We start from the raw sequence: 4,785 nt of genomic DNA, 5'->3' as shown, positions 1-4,785 counted from the left end.
GCCTCCGCCACGATCGTCGCCGCCCCGGACGGCCGGGGCGGCACGGCGCTGCCCGTCCTCGACGGCACGGGCCCGTTCGCGCTGCGCAGGCTGCGGGCGTACGGCGGCCCGGCCCGGGTCGCGCTCGTCGGGGCGATGAGCGCCCCCCTCGGCGGCGACCGGCTCGCCCTCACCGCCGAGGTGCGGGACGGGGCCGGGCTGTGCTTCTCCACCACCGCGGCCACCATCGCCCTGCCCGGCCGTACGGGCGCCCCGGCCACATACGACACCCGGATCACGGTCGGCGACGGTGCCGTGCTGCACTGGCTGCCCGAGCCGCTGATCTCCGCGCGGGGCAGCGATCTGCGGATGCGCACCCGCGTCGAACTCGCCCCGGGCGCACGGCTGGTGCTGCGCGAGGAGCAGATCCTCGGGCGCGCCGGTGAGCCGCCGGGGCGGCTGAGCACCCGGCTGACCGTCCACCGCGCGGGGCGGCCCCTCTTCGACCAGGAGCTGGCGTACGGGGCCGGGGTGCCCGGCTGGGACGGCGGCGCCGTGCTCGGCGGGCACCGGGCGGTGGGCCAGCTTCTCGTCGTGGATCCGGCCTTCGAGGACGCCCCCGTCGCGGCGCGGACGCTCGGCCCGACCGCGGCCGTCACACCGCTCGCCGGTCCGGCCTGCCTGGTGAGCGCGGTGGCCGCGGACGGCCTGCGCCTTCGAAGAATCCTCGAAAGCGCAAAAAGTGACCTTTTCGCGACAGATATTGCCATGAGGGCGATGTGATGCGTCAGGGGTGAACAACGGCACACGGGAAGCTTTTTGTGTCGTCATTCTTACGTCTTAGTAAAGAAACACCCGTACGACCTGTCCTTTGTGGCAGGGGACGCGGAAGGATTCCGAGCTGCAGCATTGCGATCATCGTCGCGCCACGCGGCGTATCAGCAGGGGGATTCCTACGTGAGACTGAGACCAGCATCTCTCCTCGGCGCGGCCGGCACCGTGGTGACCGGCGCGCTGGTGGCCGGGTTCCTGACCGCCCCGGCAGCCGGCGCGGCCGAGAGCGTTCCGGGCGGCGCCGCGGAGGCGCACGGCGCGCGGGTCGCCGCCGCCAAGGCGGCGAAGACGGGCATCAAGTGGCAGGACTGTCCTGCCTCCTGGGGCCTGGAGAAGCCCATCGAGTGCGGCTACGTGACCGTGCCCGTGGACTACAGCAAGCCCGACGGGCGCACGATCAAGATCGCGGTCGACCGCGCCCGCGCCACCGGCACGGCCGCCGAGCGCCAGGGCGCGCTGATCTACAACCCCGGGGGCCCCGGCGGCTCCGGTATGCGCTTCCCCAAGCGGGTCACGACCAACAACCCGCTGTGGGCGAAGACCGCGAAGGCGTACGACTACATCGGTTTCGACCCCCGCGGCGTGGGCCACTCCGCCCCGATCTCCTGCATCGACCCGCAGAAGTTCGTGGCCGCCCCCAAGGCCGACCCGGTGCCCTCGAACGAGGCCGACAAGCGCGCCCAGCGCAAGCTGGCCCGCGAGTACGCGGACGGCTGCGCCGCGCGCAGCGGTGACCTCCTGCCCTACCTCACGACGGCCAACACCGCCCGCGACATCGACGTGGTCCGCGCCGCCCTCGGCGAGAAGAAGACCAACTACCTGGGCGTCTCCTACGGCACCTACCTGGGCGCCGTCTACGGCACGCTCTTCCCGGACCACGTCCGTCGCATGATCCTCGACAGCATCGTCAACCCCGCGCGCGACAACATCTGGTACCAGGCCAACCTGGAGCAGGACATCGCGTTCGAGGGCCGCTTCAAGGACTGGGAGGCGTGGGTCGCCCAGCACGACGCCGTCTTCCACCTCGGCGACACCCGGGCCAAGGTCCAGCAGGGCTGGGAGAAGATACGCGCGACCGCCAAGAAGAACCCCATCGGCGGCGTCGTCGGCCCGGCCGAGCTCGTGAACTACTTCCAGAGCGCCGCGTACTACGACTCCTCCTGGGTCCCGGTCGCCGACGCCTGGAGCAAGTACGTGGCCGGTGACAGCAAGCCGCTGGTCTCGGCCGCCGGCCCGCACCTGGCCGACACGGCGGGCAACATCACCGCGGAGAACAGCAACGCCGTCTACACCGCGGTGGAGTGCGCCGACAGCAAGTGGCCCACCAGCTGGCAGAAGTGGGACCGCGACAACGCCCGCATCCACAAGAAGGCGCCCTTCATGACCTGGGCCAACGCGTGGATGAACCTCCCCTGCGCCACCTGGCGTGCCCCGCAGGGCACCCCGGTCGAGGTCGCCACGCACAAGGGCCTCCCGCAGACCCTGCTCGTCCAGAGCACGCGCGACGCCGCCACCCCCTACGCGGGCGCGGTCGAGCTGCACAAGCGCTTCAAGGGCTCCCGCCTGATCACCGAGAAGGACGCGGGCTCGCACGGCGTGACGGGCCTGGTGAACCCCTGCATCAACTCCCGCGTCGACGCCTACCTCCTGGAAGGCAAGACCGACGCCGGCGACGTGACGTGCGCCCCGCACGCCACCCCGGAGCCGCCGAAGGCCGCGGCGAAGTCGTAAGACCGTCCGAGCAGGTCAGAAGCGGCCTTGGGCCGACGCCCTGGCTCCCGAGTGGGGCCGGGGCATCGGCGTACCTGGGCCGGGGATGCTGCGAGGCGCGGTAGCGACAGATCGCAGAATCCTGTACGTGCGTGCGACTCCGTGTAGTCGTGCGCGGGGGATTGCCGTGATCATTTCCCACTCTCCCGGTGAGGGCGGGGCATGCCCATCGCTCCCCAGGCCGCCAACTTGGGAGGTTGGATTGGACGCGGCCTGGGGAGCGGCGGGATCATCCCCGCCACCCGGTCGCGACGCGGGATGGGCGGGGACAGCCACCTGCCGACGCCCTTGAGGCGCGGCGACGGTAAATGGCGGTCACAGGGTGAGCGGTGGGTTCGGGCTGCTCAGTGTCCGGCCGTTATCGGCTGGCAGGGGTTCGGCCGAATACAGCTGGTCTGGGCCGCGGAAGATGCCGACGGCGTCTCTGAATGGTCGGCGCCGAGGTCGCCGTGGAGTTGGGCAGAACGCGCTTGGCTGCCGGTCTCCCGGGCCTCGTGAGCGTGAGCAGTTCCATGTGCCTGCGTGGCGGCCGGAGCCGAGGGCTGCTTTTCAACTGCTACGGAGGCGAGGCTGGCCGCGTCATGGCGATTACCGCGGAGGCGGGCGGCCGGAAGGTCGCGGATGCGCTTGGCCGAGTTGAACGCATGACTCCCCCTGAGTGCCTTCTCGCGGAACGGCACCGCCTGTGTCCCCTCGGCGGCTGTGGTTGAACCTTTCAGGATTACGGATATTCCTTACGAATATCCGCTACTCCCGAACGGGGCAAGTCGACGAAGCACGTGGGATCGCAGCGGCTGGCGCCCTCACCCCAGCTCTGGCGCAGAACGAAGTCCCATCATCCGGTGGCGCGGGAAGTCTGCTGCCCCGCTGGGTTGCCCCGACGAGCGGCAGACTTCCTCCGTATTCATGTGTCGTGAGTTCACCAAGCGCTGGGACAGTGGACGAGCAACTGTTTGAGGATGGGCGCCAGCTCTTCGATGGTTGGGGAGTCCAGGCCGATCACGTGGTGAGTGCGGGCGAGAGCCGCCTCACAGGTGAGAAGGCGCGCATCCCCTGCGGCTTTGAGAACGTCGGCATGAGCGTGTACCTCGGCCGGCAAGAGCTTGATGTTGATGTGCAACTCGGACTCCAGGAGTTGTCGTTCCTGCTCATCGTCCGGTGAGGCCAGGTGCTCCAGCCTTCGCCCGGACGGTCCGTTGAGAAGGCGGAGAAAGAGGCGGTCGTCCGGCGCTTCGGTCACCGGGAGTCGTGGAGTGGAGGAGGAGCATTCCGCATGCGACCGCGAGCGAGTACGGGGTGGGCTTGTCTCCGAGGTTCGACGACGCGAGAACCTGGCGGGCGCGCCGCAGGGCATATTCGACGTCGGCTACTTCGGGGCTCCCGATGCTCCGGAGGCGGGATGCCCTGGCCTCGGCGAGCGGGAGCAGGTTCTCGATCTGTCCGCTGAGCATGCATTCCAGGCTGAACGGCGTGCGTTGGCCGGGGGGAGTGAAGGCTGTGTTCATCCCCTCCTCGATGATCTCGTACAGGCGTTGGCGGTCCAGTGCCGTGAGCATGCGGATCTTCCCTTTCAGCGGTGGGGTGGGTGTCAGCGGGAACGGACGGGACCGCGCGGAGGCGGGGCCCAGTCGGATGCCGCGACCTCCAGTGCTCCCCGCAGGTCCTCGGCGCGGGTGAGCGCTCCCTCAGGCGGCAGGGCGCCGGCCAGGGCGTCCGGAGGCAGGAACCAGGTGCGGTCGGCCAGGTAGAGGTCGGGCGGCGGGGCGGGCATCCTCCAGCCGCTGCCCGGGATGGTGGCACCCGGAACGCCAGCGAGGCGGTAGGCGGTCCCGACAGGGACCGGAATCCACACGGCGTTGTGCGTGGCGCTGGCGATGTGCGGGCCCATGTCGCATTCGCCCGTGGTCATGTAGATGCGGGCGAGGCGCCCGGTGGCGAAGTCGGTTGCGACGATGTCGAACAGGTCGCCGCTGGTCACTTCGACAACCCGGCCCGAGGCCCAGGCTGCACGGGCGGGCTTGCGCAGTCCGAGGGCTGTGGCGAGCCACTCGCGGGCCGAGAAGCCGGGTGCGCCTCTAGCCTGCGCTTTTCATTACAGCCGTGTCCGGTTGGTGGGCGGAAACACGAAAGTGCCTTCCGAGCTGGGATGATGAGGCTTGTCGAAGGTCTCAACCCGCCCAGCAGGAAGGCACTTTCTGCGTG

At 69.9% G+C, this 4,785-nt stretch carries 5 protein-coding genes; 3 read left to right on the top strand and 2 right to left on the bottom strand.

Annotated elements, in window-relative coordinates; genetic code table 11:
• The 3 genes from K6I34_RS31920 to K6I34_RS31910 all read left to right on the top strand — a co-directional run.
• On the top strand, positions 1-762 hold a 762-nt coding region (locus K6I34_RS31920; RefSeq protein ID WP_229331440.1), incomplete at its 5' end, for an urease accessory protein UreD.
• Between the two features lie 174 nt (positions 763-936).
• Positions 937-2,544: an alpha/beta hydrolase gene (locus tag K6I34_RS31915; RefSeq protein ID WP_374231078.1), complete on the top strand. Its 1,608-nt coding sequence runs from the start codon at positions 937-939 to the stop codon at positions 2,542-2,544.
• Positions 2,545-3,520: 976 nt separating this feature from the next.
• On the top strand, positions 3,521-3,745 hold the full coding sequence (locus tag K6I34_RS31910; protein WP_229331438.1) for a hypothetical protein: 225 nt from the start codon (positions 3,521-3,523) through the stop codon (positions 3,743-3,745).
• Here K6I34_RS31910 and K6I34_RS31905 read toward each other — a convergent pair.
• Both K6I34_RS31905 and K6I34_RS31900 read right to left on the bottom strand, forming a co-directional pair.
• Entirely contained in the window at positions 3,732-4,139 is a 408-nt protein-coding gene (locus K6I34_RS31905) for a hypothetical protein (RefSeq protein WP_229331436.1), read from the bottom strand. The genes K6I34_RS31910 and K6I34_RS31905 overlap by 14 nt on opposite strands.
• A gap of 32 nt (positions 4,140-4,171) precedes the next feature.
• A complete protein-coding gene (locus K6I34_RS31900; RefSeq protein WP_229331434.1) occupies positions 4,172-4,561 on the bottom strand; it encodes a hypothetical protein in 390 nt (129 codons plus the stop codon).
• Between the last annotated feature and the right edge of the window lie 224 nt (positions 4,562-4,785).

It is taken from the genome of Streptomyces sp. UNOC14_S4, assembly GCF_020740835.1.
GTDB lineage: Bacteria > Actinomycetota > Actinomycetes > Streptomycetales > Streptomycetaceae > Streptomyces.
Note: the sequence above shows the minus strand (reverse complement) of the source record. Positions and strands in the feature narration are given on the sequence as shown.